The organism is Burkholderia sp. L27(2015), from assembly GCF_009765705.1.
GTDB lineage: Bacteria > Pseudomonadota > Gammaproteobacteria > Burkholderiales > Burkholderiaceae > LMUX01.
Genome location: NZ_LMUX01000017.1, coordinates 481,382 through 498,133, shown reverse-complemented (window position 1 = coordinate 498,133; position 16,752 = coordinate 481,382). Strand labels below are relative to the sequence as shown.

The 16,752-nt window shown below is 59.3% G+C and carries 15 protein-coding genes; 9 read left to right on the top strand and 6 right to left on the bottom strand.

Annotation, left to right across the window (positions count from 1 at the left end):
* The first annotated feature begins 256 nt into the window (after window positions 1-256).
* The 3 genes from GSQ77_RS15770 to GSQ77_RS15760 all read left to right on the top strand — a co-directional run bounded on the left by GSQ77_RS15770 (window position 257) and on the right by GSQ77_RS15760 (window position 4,954).
* Complete coding sequence (locus GSQ77_RS15770; RefSeq protein ID WP_158903670.1) at window positions 257-1,633, top strand: MFS transporter; 1,377 nt, start codon at window positions 257-259, stop codon at window positions 1,631-1,633.
* Window positions 1,634-1,798: 165 nt separating this feature from the next.
* Window positions 1,799-3,544, top strand: a complete 1,746-nt coding sequence (locus GSQ77_RS15765) for a tetratricopeptide repeat protein (RefSeq protein ID WP_158903669.1) — start codon at window positions 1,799-1,801, stop codon at window positions 3,542-3,544.
* A 117-nt stretch (window positions 3,545-3,661) separates the two neighbouring features.
* Window positions 3,662-4,954 (top strand): MFS transporter, encoded by a 1,293-nt coding sequence (locus tag GSQ77_RS15760; RefSeq protein ID WP_254067648.1) that lies wholly within the window; start codon window positions 3,662-3,664, stop codon window positions 4,952-4,954.
* Between the two features lie 13 nt (window positions 4,955-4,967).
* On the opposite strand, the gene GSQ77_RS15755 is transcribed toward GSQ77_RS15760, so the two are convergent.
* The 4 genes from GSQ77_RS15755 to GSQ77_RS15740 all read right to left on the bottom strand — a co-directional run bounded on the left by GSQ77_RS15755 (window position 4,968) and on the right by GSQ77_RS15740 (window position 8,908).
* On the bottom strand, window positions 4,968-5,507 hold the full coding sequence (locus tag GSQ77_RS15755; RefSeq protein WP_254067647.1) for a substrate binding domain-containing protein: 540 nt from the start codon (window positions 5,505-5,507) through the stop codon (window positions 4,968-4,970).
* Window positions 5,504-5,878, bottom strand: a complete 375-nt coding sequence (locus GSQ77_RS15750) for a LysR family transcriptional regulator (protein WP_158903668.1) — start codon at window positions 5,876-5,878, stop codon at window positions 5,504-5,506. Before GSQ77_RS15750 ends, GSQ77_RS15755 begins: the two co-directional genes overlap by 4 nt.
* A gap of 61 nt (window positions 5,879-5,939) precedes the next feature.
* Window positions 5,940-7,466 carry a M81 family metallopeptidase gene (locus GSQ77_RS15745; protein ID WP_158903667.1) on the bottom strand — a complete coding sequence of 509 codons (1,527 nt, stop codon included), beginning with the start codon at window positions 7,464-7,466 and terminating at the stop codon, window positions 5,940-5,942.
* A gap of 137 nt (window positions 7,467-7,603) precedes the next feature.
* Window positions 7,604-8,908, bottom strand: a complete 1,305-nt coding sequence (locus tag GSQ77_RS15740; RefSeq protein ID WP_158903666.1) for an MFS transporter — start codon at window positions 8,906-8,908, stop codon at window positions 7,604-7,606.
* A gap of 307 nt (window positions 8,909-9,215) precedes the next feature.
* On the opposite strand from GSQ77_RS15740, the gene GSQ77_RS15735 reads away from it, so the two are divergent.
* Window positions 9,216-9,653 carry a VOC family protein gene (locus tag GSQ77_RS15735; RefSeq protein ID WP_158903665.1) on the top strand — a complete coding sequence of 146 codons (438 nt, stop codon included), beginning with the start codon at window positions 9,216-9,218 and terminating at the stop codon, window positions 9,651-9,653.
* Between the two features lie 39 nt (window positions 9,654-9,692).
* On the opposite strand, the gene GSQ77_RS15730 is transcribed toward GSQ77_RS15735, so the two are convergent.
* Entirely contained in the window at window positions 9,693-10,409 is a 717-nt protein-coding gene (locus tag GSQ77_RS15730; protein ID WP_301951158.1) for a GntR family transcriptional regulator, read from the bottom strand.
* Between the two features lie 364 nt (window positions 10,410-10,773).
* Here GSQ77_RS15730 and GSQ77_RS15725 point away from each other — a divergent pair, with 364 nt between their 5' ends.
* From GSQ77_RS15725 to GSQ77_RS15705, 5 genes are all read left to right on the top strand, one after another.
* A complete protein-coding gene (locus GSQ77_RS15725) occupies window positions 10,774-11,502 on the top strand; it encodes an aspartate/glutamate racemase family protein (RefSeq protein WP_158903664.1) in 729 nt (242 codons plus the stop codon).
* Entirely contained in the window at window positions 11,499-12,989 is a 1,491-nt protein-coding gene (gene hydA / locus GSQ77_RS15720) for a dihydropyrimidinase (protein WP_158903663.1), read from the top strand. Before GSQ77_RS15725 ends, hydA begins: the two co-directional genes overlap by 4 nt.
* A 91-nt stretch (window positions 12,990-13,080) precedes the next feature.
* Window positions 13,081-14,112 (top strand): ABC transporter substrate-binding protein, encoded by a 1,032-nt coding sequence (locus tag GSQ77_RS15715; RefSeq protein ID WP_254067645.1) that lies wholly within the window; start codon window positions 13,081-13,083, stop codon window positions 14,110-14,112.
* A 65-nt stretch (window positions 14,113-14,177) separates the two neighbouring features.
* Window positions 14,178-14,996 (top strand): ABC transporter permease, encoded by an 819-nt coding sequence (locus tag GSQ77_RS15710; protein ID WP_158903662.1) that lies wholly within the window; start codon window positions 14,178-14,180, stop codon window positions 14,994-14,996.
* Window positions 14,997-15,005: 9 nt separating this feature from the next.
* Window positions 15,006-15,794, top strand: a complete 789-nt coding sequence (locus tag GSQ77_RS15705) for an ABC transporter ATP-binding protein (protein WP_158903661.1) — start codon at window positions 15,006-15,008, stop codon at window positions 15,792-15,794.
* A gap of 13 nt (window positions 15,795-15,807) precedes the next feature.
* On the opposite strand, the gene GSQ77_RS15700 is transcribed toward GSQ77_RS15705, so the two are convergent.
* Window positions 15,808-16,749, bottom strand: coding sequence for an AEC family transporter (locus GSQ77_RS15700; RefSeq protein WP_158903660.1), 942 nt, complete (start codon window positions 16,747-16,749; stop codon window positions 15,808-15,810).
* Between the last annotated feature and the right edge of the window lie 3 nt (window positions 16,750-16,752).

Genomic DNA, 16,752 nt, shown 5'->3' with positions numbered 1-16,752 from the left:
GAGCTGTCCGAAGCAGGGCGCACACATTGATCGGAACAAAAGGAGCACAGTGCGCGGGCTTAATCCACCCTGGCCCCTAAAAATAGTATTGTCCGGGTGCGAGGCGTGAGATATTCGAGGATGCTCTGCGCAAGGCTTGAAGTGTGATTGCGGCAATGGGGCGCCGCACCGGCGGTCGTAGGCCTGCGGTTATACGTCTGTGCCGAGGTTGAGCGACAATACTTAAGTAGCGACTATAAAAAAACAGGAGACAGAGATGAGTGACCGAAACATCGCGATACCGGGCAAGCAGCCGTGGTACGAAGGCTTAACGGCAATGCACTGGAGGGTCCTGACGAGCAGCTTCCTCGGATGGATTTTCGATGGCTATGAGGCGCTTGCCTTGGTTGTCGTGATCGCGCCTTTGATGCATTCGGTGCTCACACCCGAACAAGCCGTGTCGACGCCGGTCTTTGCGGGCGCGGTGATCGGCATCACGCTGCTGGGTTGGGGTGTGGGCGGCTTGGTCGGCGGGGTACTCGCCGACTATGTCGGGCGCAGGCGCATGATGCTGTGGTCGGTGTTTCTCTACGCCATGTTCTCCGGTTTCACCGCCTTCGCGGGCAGCTTTTGGGCGCTGTGTGCGCTGCGTTTCCTGACTGGCCTGGCAATGGGCAGCGAATGGAGCACCGGGGTTGCACTGCTTTCGGAGACATGGCCCGAGAAAGCCCGGGCGAAGGGCGCCGGTTTTCTTCAGTCCGGCTTCGGTTGGGGCACGATGCTCGCAGCCGTCGTGTGGTACGCGCTGTCGAGCTGGCATCCGCTGGGCGCCGAAACCTGGCGCCTGATGTTCGTGATCGGCGCTGTGCCCGCCTTGTTTGTGCTGTATATCCGCCGCGGCGTGGCCGAATCGGAGAAATGGAAGACAGCGGTTCGGGAAAAACGCTGGAGCGCGGTCAGCACCGAAACGGCGGACAGCGCTACGCCCGGCGCCACTGCCCAATCCGGCGCCGCGTCGAACCGTCGCCCGTTCACGCTCAAGCAATTGTTCAGCGAGCCCGAAGCGCGTAGGCGCACCCTGCTCACCGTGCTGCTCTCTATCGTGACGACGGTTGGCTGGTGGGCGATATCGAGCTGGCTGCCCACGTATACGGTTGCGATCGCCAAAGCGGAGGGTCTGGCCGATGCGATTTCCTGGGGCTCGAAGATCTCGATTATCTATACTGCCGGCGCGATTACCGCGTATATGGTCGCGGGCTTCATCATCGATGCGATCGGGCGTCGGCTGTTTCTATTCCTGACGTTCCTGGGCTCGCTGCTCACCACGATCGTCATGTACAGCATGACGCACTCGGTCGAGGCCATGCAGATCGTCGCCCCGGTGAACGGTTTCTTCACGCTCGGTTGTGCCTATGTATGGATGGCGATTTATCCGTGCGAGCTATTCACGTCTACGGTGCGTTCGACGGCAATCAGCTTTGTCTTCAACGGTGCGCGCATGATTGCCTGGGTGTTCCCGATTATCGCGGGGCTGATGATCAAGTCGTTCGGCGGCGTCTCGCATGCGGCGCTTGCGCTCGGATCGGTGTATATCATCGGGTTGATCGTGCCATGGTTTCTGCCTGAAACCACGGGCAAAGGCATGCCGGATTGAGGGTGCTGACAGTCTTCAGTTTGGCAGCGAGGGCGGCGGCGGCCCTCGGTGGCGGGCGTGCGAGACCGCTGGCGCCAACGCGCTCACGGGATTTTCGCGGCCGGCGGGGGTTGCCAGGGGATCGCTGCGGGGAGCACGCCGCGGGGTCGCCTTATAATTACGGCCATGAGTAAACAGATCAATCTACAGCGACAGCTCGACAAAACGCTGCGGCAAGCGGTGGCGCTGCAGCAAAATGCCGCCTTCGTCGAGGCAGAAGCGCTTTACCGCGAAATCCTTCAACTTCGGCCCAATCATTTCGATGCGCTACAGCTGCTCGGTACACTTGCGCTGCAATCCGGGCGATGGGACGAGGGGATAGCGCTACTCAGGAAGGCCGTCGCGATCAACGCGATGCAGGCTCCGATCCACTCGAACCTGGCATTTGCCTATAACGCGGTAAGCCGATTCAAGGAAGGGCTGTCGAGTGCGGATCGGGCCGTTTCACTGCGACGCGATTTCGCCGACGCCTGGAACAATCGCGGCAACGCTTTAGCCGGCCTCGATACACCGCAAGACGCGTTGCACAGCTACGACCGCGCCATCGCGTTGAAGCCGGATTTTGCGCAAGCGCTCAACAATCGAGCGTGCGTGCTGCGCGATCTGGGGCGCCCCGTGGATGCGCTCGAAAGCTGCGATCGGGCGATTGCGCTTTGGCCTGACTACGCCGACGCGTGGAGCAATCGAGGCAACGCCTTGGGTGACCTGGGTCGTCCCGAGGAGGCTCGAACCAGCTACCAGCGTGCGATTGCGATCGCGCCGAATTTGATCGATGCCTGGAATAATCAAGGTCTTTGCCTCATCGAACTCAACCGACGTGACGAGGCGCTGCTCAGTTATCAGCAGGCGCTCTCACTTGCGCCCGACTATGCAGAGACGCACTGGAACGAATCGCTGTGTCTTTTGCAAGTGGGACGGCTGGAAGAGGGATGGCGGAAATACGAGTGGCGGTGGCAACGCAACCGGATCAAGGCCAGCCGACGAACCTTCGAGCAACCGCTGTGGCTCGGCGACGAAGCGATTGCCGGCAAGACGATCTTGCTGCACGCTGAACAGGGGCTGGGGGACACACTGCAGTTTTGCCGCTACGTAGCGCTGGTTGCCAAGCTCGGTGCTCGGGTTGTACTCGAAGTGCCTGCGGAGCTGCTCACATTGCTGGCGAATCTCGAAGGGGTGGCGCAGATCGTCGAGCAAGGGGCGCCCTTGCCACCGTTCGATTACCACTGTCCGTTGCTCAGCTTACCGCTCGCGTTCAACACTTCCGTGAGCACGATACCCTCGGGCACGCCCTATTTATTTGCTGACGCAGACCGCGTGCAACAGTGGCGAGTCCGCATCGGCAGTGGCCCTGATAGCCGGTTGAAGGTTGGCCTGGTGTGGGCAGGCGGGAATAGGGCGGGGGTCGCAGAGCTGCGCAACATCGACGCCAGGCGCTCGATCGCACTGGCTCAATTGCAACCGCTTCTCGATCTTCCTTCCGTTCAATACTACAGCTTGCAAAAAGGGGCGCCGGCGCAACAGCTTGCGCAACTCCCGTCGGAACCGGCAGGCGGTCAAGCGGTGGTCGATTACGCGGACGAGCTGACCGACTTTGCCGACACGGCCGCTTTGGTCGAGAACCTCGATCTGATCATCTCGGTGGACACTTCGACTGCCCATCTTGCCGGTGCAATGGGCAAGCCGGTGTGGATATTGAATCGCTTCGACACCTGCTGGCGCTGGATGCTGGAGCGGGACGACAGTCCGTGGTATCCGAGCGCCCGGCTATTTCGCCAACCGGCCCTTGGGGATTGGGGAAACGTAATCGACGCGGTGAGAACGGCGCTGAAGCATCGGGCCGAGGCTGGGGAATCCATCGGGCCTGCGCGTTGAACGCCCCGCCGCAGGGTATGCGGCTCCAGTTACACTGTATGCGCGAGTCTACTTGGCTCGCGATGTGCGTATAAGAAAAACAGTTTATTACCAAAATATTACAGACAGGAGACAACGATGGACAACCCATCAACGGAGATCGCCGAGCAGCGGGTGATGACAAAGATGGCATGGCGTTTGATGCCGATACTGATCATCATGTTCTTGATCTCGTTTATCGACAGGCAGAACGTCGGCTTCGCAAAACTGCAAATGCTGCACGACCTCGGGATGACGGAGGCGGCTTTCGGTCTCGCATCTTCGCTGTTCTTCATCGGTTACCTGTTGTTCGAAGTGCCGAGCACGCTGGCATTGCATCGATTCGGCGCACGCTTGTGGCTCGCTCGTATCATGCTGACGTGGGGCATCATTACCGTGCTGATGGGCTTCACCAAATCGATGCCGGTATTTTGCGTTCTGCGGTTTGCCCTGGGCGTGGCCGAAGCGGGCTTTTATCCTGGCGTAATCTACTACCTCACCTTATGGTTTCCACAGAGCCAGCGGGCTCGGGTGATGGGCTATTTCACACTCGGTAGTGCATTGGCAAATATGCTGGGTTCGCTGGTCGGCGGCTTGTTGCTTGGGCTGAGCGGAACGGGTGGGCTGGCGGGCTGGCAGTGGGTCTTTATCGCAACCGGGTTGCCTGCCGTGTTGGTGGCATTTGCGGTGTTCAGGTTGCTGCCGGCATCGATTCAGGAAGCAAGGTTCCTGAACCCGGCCGAGAAATCGATTGCTCTGGCGGCTCTGCAGCGCGAACAACCGGTGAACCCGGCGCGTACCCACCCGTGGAAAGCGCTGATTGATCCGCGCGTGCTGTTTTTCGCGTTTATCTACATGTTGATGTCGACGTCGCTGTACGGCGTGACCTATTGGATGCCGACGCTGGTCAAGAGCTTTGGCGTAAGCAGCACGACCAATGGCTTGTTGAACATGTTGCCGTGGGGATTGGCTGCGCTCATGTTGTTGTGGTTGCCGGGTAAGCTCAGGCGCAGCGGTAGCGTCGTGCAAGCGATGATGATCATTGCCGGCGTGGGCACGGTTTGTTTTATCGGCAGCTTCTTGCTCGGACCTACGTCTCTGCGTTTCGGCGCGTTGGTCTTGGGCGGCATGTGCATCCCGTTGCTCTACCCTTGCTTCTGGTTTTTGCCGCCGCGGTTTTTCTCGGGCGTGCGAGCGGCGGCGAGCGTCGCAGCCATCAATTCGATCGGCAATCTAGGCGGATTTCTGAGTCAAAATCTGATGCCGTATGTTGGGAAAGTCAGTGGCACGACGACTGCGCCGATGATCGTGCCGATCGTGTGTTTGGCCCTACTCGGGACTGGGGCGTTTGTTATTCATACGAGAGACAAGCGCCGCATGGTACCGGCTTGACTCTGCAAACGCCTCACGGGCCCGGAACGCCATCCGGGTTCGCGGCGAATTTCTCCACCATGAAGTCGACGAAGGTTCGTACCTTCGCTGCGAGGTTGCGTCGGCTCATGAAGACGAGATTCATGCCGATCGGCGGCTGCACTCGATCGGGCAGCAGTCGCACCAGTTGGCCCGAGGCGATTTCCGTGGCGACCAGGTAACCCGGCAACATGGCGATGCCGAGGCCACCGACGGCGAAGCGTCGCAGCATTTCGATATTGTTGGCCACCATGCATTGATCTTCGCGCAGCGCAGCGCCGCCGATCTCGTCGACCAGACGTTGGTTCACGTTGAGTTCGTCGCTGGTGTGCGTCAGGAAGACATGGTGCGCGAAATCGGCCGCGCTGCGCGGCATGCCATTGCGCGCAATGTACTCGCGCGAAGCTACCAGTAGCAACGGACTCGATGTGAAGCGCCGAAGGACCAACGTGGCGCCTTGCTGGTTCCCGTCGGGCGCAATCACCACATCGAAACGGTGTGCCACGATATCGACCGTGTCATCGGTCAGCGTCAAATGCGGCGTGACCTCGGGGTAACGTTGTTTGATTCTTTCAACAACTCGGTCATATTGCGCAGCCCAAAAGCCACCGGTACGGCAATGCGCAGCACACCCGCAGGCGCCTGATGTTGCGCCGTGATCAGGTTCTCCGCGTCGTCGATATCCTCGACAATCTGCCGCGCTCGCTCCAGAAAAATATGACCGGTTTCAGTCAGCGAGACGCGTCGCGTGGTGCGCTGGAATAGCCGCACCCGCAGACGCTCCTCCAATGCGGCAACCAGCCGCGTGGTCACCGTGCTCGAGAGATCCAGGCTTTCCGATGCGCCAGTGAAGGTGCCGATCTCGGCCACTTTGACAAACACACGCAAGGATTGAAGGTGATCCATGATCTAGCTCCCTAATGTGGCGTCATAGGCTGGCCTCACGAGCAAACCTCATAAGCAAGCTTCATAAGCAAATACGCTCTCGCTCATTGAGCGAGCTCCCGGTCGGTCGCAAGCGTATCTGCGGATCGAGGCGCTTCCAAGGCAGATCCGAAGGGTCGGCCGCCATGGGGCCCGGTGCCTTGGCGACCAATATCGCGGCGGCGCTTGCCTCGAAGTCCGCGCGGAAGTGGACCGAACTCTTGTTGACCAATATCTTCATTCGTTCGGGGTCTATGCCCGCGATGCGGTAGAGATTGCGCTCGAACATCTGCATCTTGATCGAGCTGACAGCGATCCTCACGCCGTCGATGCGCAGGCAGGCAACTGGACCGAGCTCGGTCCACATCCCATTCATCATCGGGCCGTCAAAGCGCACGCGTCCATCAGAAAGATAGTCCACTTCGAAAGACCCGATCAGCGGTTCATCTCCCTGAACGCCCGAGCGGCCCGCGAGCGCGAGCTCGATCCTGGCGCCCACGCCGGCCTTGTGCGCCGCCGCCGCTGCTTCCGCATCCCATATCAGGCCGACGGCCGCCTCTTGCGCTCCATTGCGCAAAAGGGCTCGGACCATGCCCATGGTGTTCGAGTCGCCGCCTACGCCAGGGTTGTCCTGTGTATCGGCAATGATCACGGGCTGGTGGGCGTTCCGACTGAGCCGCATGGCTTCGATCACGGCCTCGTCGGGCGCGAGGAAGCGAACTTCCCACTGTGCCTCGTGGGCGATCATCTTGTCAAAGAGCGTTTCGACGGCTTGCGTTACCGCGCGCTCGTCGAAGCCGTATCCCCAGATCACCGGACCGCATTCGGGGAAATCGGCGGCGGGGAATCCCGGGGCGAAGGACAGTGAGAAAAGTGAGTCCGCGGAATCCGCGGCGGCTTTCTCAAGCGATGCCAGCAGGTCATACATGCCGCACGAAGGCTCTACGAGCGTACACATTCCGTTCACGGGAACCAGGAAGGGAATGCGCCGCATCGCCCGCTTTACCGGGCGATTATCGTTGGTTATCGTTTCCAGGATCTTCGCAGCCCGTTCGCCCGTTTCCGCCATATCGACGTGAGGATACGTTCGATACGCCACCAACGCGTCCGCGTGTTTCAGCATCTTTTCCGTCACGTTCGCGTGCAGGTCAAGCGAGACGACGAGCGGTAAGCTGCTGCCGACCACCGCGCGCACTCGCTCCAGCAGTTCGCCTTCACCGTCGTCGATATGTTCGGCAACCATGGCGCCATGCAGGTCGAGGTAGATGGCATCGAAGCCACCGGACTTAACCGCTTCGACGATCTCACCGGCAATCCGTTCGTATGCGTCTTCGGTCACATGTGCCGACGCGCTGGCGCCGGCCCAAATCACCGGGATCAACGCATGCCCGGCAGCTTCGGCATCCTTGATGAAGCCGCCTATCGGCACGTTCACGTCGCGCAGCTTCAGCACCTCGACACCCCGTGTCAGAGGGGGAAAGCCTTCGCCCTGCAAGAAATTCTGGTAGGCCGCTTTCGAGGGCGCAAAGGTGTTCGTCTCATGCTGAAAACCTGCGATCAAAATATTCATCAATAAGTACTCCTTTTGTTACGTTGGCGAGGAGGAAATGCCCGTCATTTTCAGAAGTATAGGGGGCGGCTCGCGGCGATCAATCCTTTCATCGAAGAACTTATGCAATAAACGCCAAGAACATTCAACGCGGGCGTTCAGTCCGATTGACTGGCACGTTTGTCCAAGGGCAGTTTGTTCGTGACCAGCAGGAGCGAGGCGATAACCAGCAGGGAGGCCATGACCAGCAGGCCAAGATGCAGATTGCCGGTCGCCGTCTTGGTCCAGCCGATGATCGCGGGTCCCCAAAAGCCCCCGGACAGTCCGATGGTATTGATGAGTGCGATGCCGCCCGCGGCGGCCGGCCCCTTGATGTAGGCGGAAGGAATTGCCCAAAACACGGTGTAGGCGATCCACATCATCGCCGTGGCAAGCGTGAACAAGATCAGCGATACGGGGAAATTGCCGTCCGAAAGGATCGAGCCAGCGAGCAGGATCGCTCCAAGCAGTGCGGGCAGGGCACTGTGATAGCGCCGCTCGTTCAGTCGGTCCGACCTGCGTCCCACAAAATACATGCCAAATGCGGCTGCAATGTAGGGGATGGCCGCGTACCAACCCAACTGCATGGTGTCGTTGATGCCCTGCGCTTTGATCATCGTCGGAAGCCAGAAGCTGATGGAATAGATCGAGGCAATGATGCAAAAGTACGCGAACGCCAGGATATAGATTCGTAAATCTCGCGCGACGGCTTTGAAGGAATGGTCTTTCGCGGAAGCGGGGCCGAGTTCGGCCGTAAGCAGGCGTTTTTCCTCGGCATTCAGCCACTTGGCGTCTGCGGGTCGATCCGACAAAAAGAAAAACGTGATGACGCCGAGCGCCATGCATGGGAGCCCTTCCAGCAAAAACATCCACTGCCAGCCGGCCAAGCCGCCCGCGCTGGAGAAGCTGGACATCAACCACGCCGAGATCGGGCCACCGATGATACCGCCCAGGGGGCCTGCGAGAAACACGATGGCGATTGCCCGGGCCATGCGGGTCGGGCCGTACCAGCAGGAGAGGTAATAGATCATGCCTGGGGCGAAGCCGGCTTCGAAGACCCCGAGCAGAAAACGCATGCCATAAAACATCGGTACGTTGCGTACGAACAGCATGCAGGCCGAAGTGATCCCCCACAAAATCATGATGCGACTGAAGGTCTTGCGCGCACCAATTCTCGGCAGCATCAGGTTGCTGGGGATTTCAAACAGCACGTATCCGATGAAAAAGATACCGGCGCCTACACCGTAGGCCGCGTCGGAAAATCCGAGGTCGCTTTGCATCTGGAGTTTGGCGAAGCCGACATTGACCCGGTCCAGATACGCAAACATATAGCAAATCAGCAAGAACGGCAGCAAGCGCCAGTTGAGCTTGTTGTATAGGGCGGAGACGTGATCTGTTCCATCCAGGGTTTGAATCGATGACATGGTGGTCTCCGCTATGCGACTTATTGTTCACTCTGTGCCTGCGACTATCATCCACGGGGGAAAAATATCGAGCAAGAGCAACTAAGTTCACGCATCGTTGCTTTGGGGGCAACGCAAGATAAACCTTGAATTGGGGACCATAGCAAGGTGATACAGCGAAAGCAGAGTTGAAACCAGGAAATGAGCGCCGTCCCAGAACGGTATGTCAGGCTATTGCAACGGCCTGCCGGCGTATTGATTGCGCAAGTTGATCGTTCTTATCTTACTATCCTTATTTGTCTTTACTACTTCGACGCCGGGAGCGTTCATGAGCCAAGCTACACAAGATTCGATGCCACCGTTTCACCTGGCCTTTCCGGTACACAGCCTGGAAGCTGCACGGGCTTTTTACGGCACGCTGCTCGGTTGCCCGGAGGGCCGCAGCTCGCCCGATTGGGTCGACTTCAATTTCTACGGCCACCAGATCGTCGCGCATCTGTCGCCTGAAGAAACCGGCCATCGCAACACCAGCGCGGTCGACGGCGACAACGTGCCGGTACGGCATTTCGGCGCAGTCCTGTCGATGAGCCAGTGGGAAACCGCAGCCGAGAAGCTGCGTGGCGCAGGCATCAAGTTCATCATCGAACCGCACATCCGCTTCAAAGGCGAACCGGGTGAACAGGCGACCATGTTTTTTCTCGACCCGTCGGGGAACGCGATGGAGTTCAAGGCGTTTGCCAATATGGCATCGCTGTTCGCGAAGTAAGCGCCTAAGCCTGGGCTTTTACTTCGCTCGTCTGCCGCCTCACAAGAAAATGGCTTCGATGTCCGGCATCTCGGCTGGCGACGCACTCAGGTCCAGCGTGTTCTCGATGTGACTCAAGTGCTCGCTCATGGTTGACGAGGCGCGCACTGCGTCGCGCGCTTCGATCGCATTGATCAGATCGGCATGTTCATGATGAGGGCAGGCCGGCGTGTTCGGCTTATCGTAGAGCGTGATGACCAGGCAGGTCAGCGACGTGAGCTCACGCATCAGCCGTAGCAGGATTTCGTTGCCGGTCATCTGCGCGATCAGAATATGGAACTCGCCCGACAACCGGATGATGGCGGGCCGGTCATCCTTCACGCGTGCCTCTTCTTCCTGCTTTACATGACGCCGTAACGCGCGGATCTGCACGGGAGTGGCGCTTGCGCACAGCATGCGCGCCATTTCGGGTTCGACCAAGCGGCGTGTCACGAACACATCGCGTGCCTGCTCGACGCTAGGGCTGGCGATGAACGCGCCGCGGTTAGGCACCAAGGTGACTAGCCCTTCATGTGCCAGACGCCCCAATACTTCGCGAATCTTCGTACGACTGACGCCTGAGACTTCCGCGAGCCGGTCCTCCACGAGTCGCGCGCCCGGCCCGAGACGGCGCTCGAGCACAGCTTTTTGCAGACGCCGATAAATTTCGTCATTGCTGAAGGCGGTTTTATCCGCCGCAACGGTAGAAGAAGGCGAAAGTGAAGCGGGAGGGCACAAGGTAATTCTCGACGGAGTGGGTACGGGCCAATCTTAAATCATTGCTCGCGCTTTTGTACACAAAGGTGTTGCCTCATGGGCGCATATCGCGCTCGTTTTGTGAGCGGGTATCGCGCCTCATAAACGCGAATTTACGCACTTATATTGTGCTTGAGAGCGATGGCCCGCACCGGCTCGATGCAGCACAATTCCAATGTATAGGTGGCTCGGAGCTTCCAGAGTGCGTGCCGGCAAACCGCTTGGCCGCGCCATACATTGCATACGATGTAGTTTTAAATCGTATACAAAAAAATCATATTTTGTTGGCACAGCGATTGCTTATATTGGTTCTCTGACCCTGCGTCTTCCACAGAATTCGAGAGCTATGACGAATCGCACTTTGCTTGGCATGTTGACTCCCTCGTCCAACACAACGCTGGAACCGGTCACTTCCGCGATGCTGGCCGGCCTGCCTGAAGTCAGCGCGCATTTCGGTCGCTTTCGCGTAACGGAAATCGCGCTATCCGAGCGCGCGCTGGCCCAGTTCGACGATGCCGAGATACTGGCGGCCGCGGATCTATTGGCGGACGCGAAACTCGACATGATCGGCTGGAACGGTACCTCGTCAGGATGGCTTGGCTTCGAGGCCGACGAGCGTCTGTGCCAACGCATCACCGAGCGCACCGGCATCCCCGCATGCACTTCGGTGCTGGCATTGAACGAAATCTTCGCCAAGACCGGCGTGCGTCGCTTCGGACTGGTGACGCCTTACCGTGACGACGTGCAAGCCAAGGTGATCTCCACATACGGCGCGGCCGGCTTCGACTGCGTGGCGGAGCGCCACCTCAACAAACAAGACAATTTTTCATTCTCTGAAGTGGATGCGGATACCTTGCGTGCGATGGTGCGCGAAGTCGCAGCCTGCCAGCCCGATGCCATCACGATTTTCTGCACCAACCTGCGCGGCGCGCCGCTGGTCGAAGAGCTGGAAGCTGAGTTGGGGATCCCAATTTACGACACCATTTCGACAGTGGTGTGGAAGGCACTACGTATGACCGGTGTGGACACTAAACGCGTGCAAGGCTGGGGCCGCCTGTTCCAGGAGGTCGCGTGAACGACGCATACGCCTTCGACTTAGTGATACGCAACGCCGACATCGCGACCGCAGCCGATCGCTTTCATGCCGACATCGGCGTGCGCGACGGGCGCATCGCGATGCTGGGCACCGATCTGGCGCCCGGTGCGCGCGAGATCGATGCACAGGGGCGGCTGGTGACGCCCGGCGGCGTGGACGCGCACTGCCACCTCGATCAGGAAACCGGCGACGACAGCGTGATGGCCGACGACTTTGCCAGTGGCACGGTCTCCGCCGCGTGCGGTGGCACTACCACCGTCATGCCGTTTGCCTGTCAGCAAAAAGGCCGCACTTTGCGCGAGGCGATCGACGAGTATCACCGGCGCGCCCACGGCCGCGCAGTCATCGATTACGCGTTTCACCTCATCGTCACCGATCCCACTTCTTATGTATTGCAGCAGGAACTGCCGCAACTGATCGAGGAGGGCTATACGTCCTTCAAGATCTACATGACCTACGACGCACTCAAGCTCAACGACCGGCAGATGATCGAGGTGCTGGCCTTGGCTCGCGCGCATGGCGCGATGGCGATGATCCACGCCGAAAACGCCGATTGCATCGCGTGGCTTACGCAGGCGCTGCTGGAGCAAGGCATCACTGCACCGATCGGTCACGCGCTGTCGCGCCCGATGCTGGTCGAGCGTGAAGCGACGCACCGCGCTATCAGCCTGGCCCAGTTGGTCGATACGCCGGTGCTGATCGTGCATGTGTCCGGCAGCGAAGCGATCGATCAGATTCGGTGGGCGCAAGGCCAAGGCCTTTCGGTATTTGCCGAGACCTGCCCGCAGTATCTGTTGTTGACCGAGGACATGCTCGAGGACGGGGCGCGCGGCTATCAATGTATCTGCAGCCCGCCGCCGCGCGATGAAGCGAACCGCCAGTCGGTGTGGGATGGCCTGCAAAACGGTACTTTCCAGATCGTCTCTTCGGACCATGCGCCGTTTCGCTATGCCGGCACCGAAGGCAAGCTGGTAGCGGGTGAAACGCCCAGCTTCGATCAAGTGCCCAACGGAATTCCAGGCCTGGAAACGCGCATGCCGCTGCTGATGACCGAAGGGGTATTGACCGGGCGTATCGACATTCACGCCTTTGTCGCGCTGACCGCCACCAATGCGGCCAAGCTCTATGGACTGTATCCACGCAAAGGGTCGATTGCAATCGGCGGCGATGCCGACCTGGTGGTGTGGGATACGGCGCGCGCCTTCACGCTGCACAACGATGACCTACACCACAACGTCGATTACACGCCATACGAAGGTTGGCAGATGCAGGCTTGGCCTGCGCTCACGATCTCGCGCGGCGTTCTCGTCTGGGACGGCAGCGCACCGTGCGCGCAGGCCGGACGTGGGCAGTTCCTGCCGGCGCTGCGCCCCGAACTGGCAAAACCGCATCGGCCTTTGAGTCCGCGCGTGGGCGCGCACAAGGTGTTATCGAAATTTGCTTTTCCCTCGGGCTATCGCGGTTGATGAGCTGGCCGCGTCGGCGGTTTGCATCGGCGGTATGCGTCGGCCGTATGCATCGCGTCTACTTTCTAAAAAACGTTGCTTGGAGAATCTCGTGTCTGATGCCATTTCGTGTCGCCGCTTTTTGAGCCGTATCATGGTGCTGCTGCTTATGGTGTGCGGCCTAAGCTTTACAGCTAGCGCCAACGCCCAGTCGACGCCGACCTTTAAGCTCGCTTATGCCAAATGCGCCCATTGCATGTCGATGGCCCTAGTGCCGGCGCTGGCGAAGAACGTCAATATCGAAGCGATCAACTTCACGGCCGGCAGCGACGCATTAACGGCGCTGGTATCCAAAAGTGTCGATATCGCGCAAGTCACGTATCTGAGTTTTGTCAGCGGCCTGGACAAGGGCTTCGATCTGGTGGCGGTATCGGGTCAGGTGAACGGCGGCTCGGAAATGCTGGTCGGCAAGGACATCCCCCTTGCGGCCGACGACTGGGACGGCCTGAAAAAACTGATCGCGCAGTACAAGGCACAGGGCAAGCCGTTCCGGGTTGCTGCCTCGCGCGGCAACGCACAAGATCTGCATATGCGCGGTGAGCTGGCGCTGCACGGCATCAACCCGAACAAGGATGTGCAGTTCATCAACATTCCCAATCCCGCTGACCATCCGGCCTCATTGCAGCGTGGCGAGGTCGAAATGATCTGCTCGGTTGAACCGTTCGCCTCGAAGATCCGCATGAGCGGCGTCGGCAAACATTTCTCCTATCCGTATGACCAGGCTGCAGGGCGGTTGACCAACCTGATCGTCACACGTTCCGACGTGATCAAGGAACATCCGGCCGAGGTGCGTGAAACGGTGGCGGCGGTAGTGCAACTGGTGGGTAACCTGCAAAACGACAAGCAGGCCTGGGTCGCCAGTATCGTCAAAGGCACTGGCCTGGATGCGGCGACTGCGAACGAAGCGCTCAAGAATGCCTACCCCGACTACCGGATGTACCGCCAGCAGACCCATGCAATCGCCACGATGATGAACGATCTGCACTACACCTCGACCGATGTGTCCAGTCAGATCGACAAGAGCATGGATTACAGCTTCCTGATGGATGCCACCAAGAAATCCAAGGTTGAACTCGGTTATTGATTTGGGCGTAGCTCGAGCGTGGCTCGGGTGTGCCCCGCGGTGTGCTCGTTATCCTGGAGTAGTCGATGAAACAAGCAATGCAGTCACTGTGGCGCTCCAAATCGCGCGTGGTCGTGCCGATCTGCCTGGTGGCGTTCTGGGAGGTGTTTTCCCGCTCCGGAGTGCTGCCGGCGTCGCTGTTGCCGGCGCCGTCGCGGGTGCTGATGACCTGGCTGGATTGGATCTTCGGTTTTTCCGGGACCGCGCAGGACGACAGCGGCCGATGGATTTACGACGCGCTCGCGAGCTGCTTGCGGGTGTTCGCCGGCTACCTCGTTGCCGCTGTCTCGGGTATCGCCCTGGGCGTGGCAATCGGCTGGTGGCGCTGGGTCGAAAAGACCATAGAGCCGACCATCCAGATGCTGCGCCCGATTCCGCCGGTCTCCTGGATTCCACTGGCGATCATCTGGTTTGGCATTGCCAACAAGCCGGCGATCTTTTTGGTGTTCCTGGGCGCGTTTTTTCCCATCTTGATGAACACCGTGCAAGGTGTCAAAACCGCAGACCGCAACTTGTTGCGCGCAGCGGCGATGGCCGGTGCGAATCAGAGCCAGTTGCTGCGCTTCGTGATCGTACCAGCCGCGCTGCCCAGCATTTTCTCCGGCTTGCGCATCGGTATCGGCACCGCCTGGATGTTGACCGTGACGGCCGAGATGGTCGCCGTCAAAAGCGGGCTCGGTTACGTGTTGTGGGATTCGTATTACTTCCTGCGTTACGACCTGGTGATCGCTGCGATGATCAGCATCGGCTTGCTCGGCTTCCTGGCCGATTTCGGGCTCAAGCAGGTGATGAACTACGTGCTGCGCTGGCAGCATACGGCAACCGTGCAAGGCACCAGGGCTTAGGGAGCGAACATGTCTTTTATCGAATTGAATCGCATCGTCAAGGTGTTCAAGGACCGCAAGCGCGGCACCGATATGCTGGCCATCGACGATGTCACGCTCAAGCTGCCGCAGAAGGAGTTCCTGTGCCTGCTCGGCCCGAGTGGTTGCGGAAAATCGACCTTGTTGAACATGATCGCAGGCTTCGAATTTCCGACGAGCGGGACGGTTACGGTAGCCGGTAAGCCGGTCACCGGCCCCGGTGCCGAGCGCGGCATGGTGTTTCAGCAGGCCAACCTGATGCCCTGGCTGCCGGTTTGGGACAACGTCGCATTTTCGCTCAAGTTGCAAGGCAAGAGTCAGGCCGAGCGGCGCCGCGCAGCGCAGCCATTTATCGATACCGTCAAGCTGACCGGCTTTGAAAACCATTACCCGTCCGAGCTGTCCGGCGGCATGGCGCAGCGCGTTGGTATTGCGCGCGCACTGCTGCTCAATCCGACAGTGATCCTGATGGACGAACCGTTCGCCGCCCTCGATGCGCAAACCAAGCTGGAAATGCAGGAGGAACTGGTAACCCTGTGGCAGCGCTACGAGAGCACTATCGTGTTCGTCACACATAGCGTGGATGAAGCCCTGATTCTAGCGACCAAGGTCGCAGTCATGACGCACCGCCCGGGCCGCATCCGGGAGTTGATCGACGTTACGCTGCCCAGGCCGCGCGATTCCACCTCGCAAGCCTTTAACGACGCCAAGCGCCATGTGCTCAGTCTGATTCGCGAGGAATCCGCGCTGGCTCGCGCCGACGCGGTTGCCTTGGCCTGATTGAAAAGCGTTCTCAGGCTGCGGCAAGACCGCCATTGATCAGATAGATGACGGCCGAGAAGGTGATGATGGACAGCGCCGTGTCGACGAGAACCGAGGTGGCCGCCTCGCTTTGATATACGCCCGCGTCGTTGGCAAACATCGCCGTCATCGTTGCGGACGGGAGTGCGCAAAGCAGGATCATCTGCTGTGCATAGATGCCTTTGATCGAGAGGAGCACGATTGCGGCGTACATCAGTGCCGGGTGCAACACCAACTTGAGCCCGACATTCGACCAGATCTCGCCGGAAAGCTTCAACTTCACAGAGGACATGATAAGTCCGAGGCACATCAGCGAAACCCCCGGCGTTGCCTTCCCAAGAAGGTTAAGAGCATCCGCCACCACGGCAGGAAGCTTGATGGCGAACAGGGAGCACAGGATGCCGATCGCGGGAGCCCACAAAAGCGGCCGACGAACGGCACCCAATACGCTTGAGATGAACGCTTTCGTGCCACTTCCTTTTCCACCGGCTATCGTGAGTAGCACCGTAGTCAGCGGAATCATGACGAGGCTTGCGATCACGTTGAGCACCAGTATCGAATACAGGCTACTTGGCCCATACATGACCTGCAGAATGGGGATGCCCATGAATGCCGCATCGGGGTATCCGCATACGAAGCCCTTCAGCGTTGCTGTTTTCAGCTCACGAAAGCGTAGCCATCCGATCGCTATGCCTATGGCATACATGCCCATCAAGCCAATGAACGTTGCGATGATAAGCCGGTAATCGAGCAACTGCGAACGCGCCGTGCTGGCCATGCCGACCAGCAAGAGAGCGGGGAAAATCCAGTTAAGAATCAGACGGGTGATCAGCAAACTGTCGGAATGGGTAAGCTTGCCGCGTTTTCCTGCCAAGTAACCGAGAGCAATGACTAAGGCCACGGGCACCAGGGGCCCTACGATCTTATCCAGCATTAC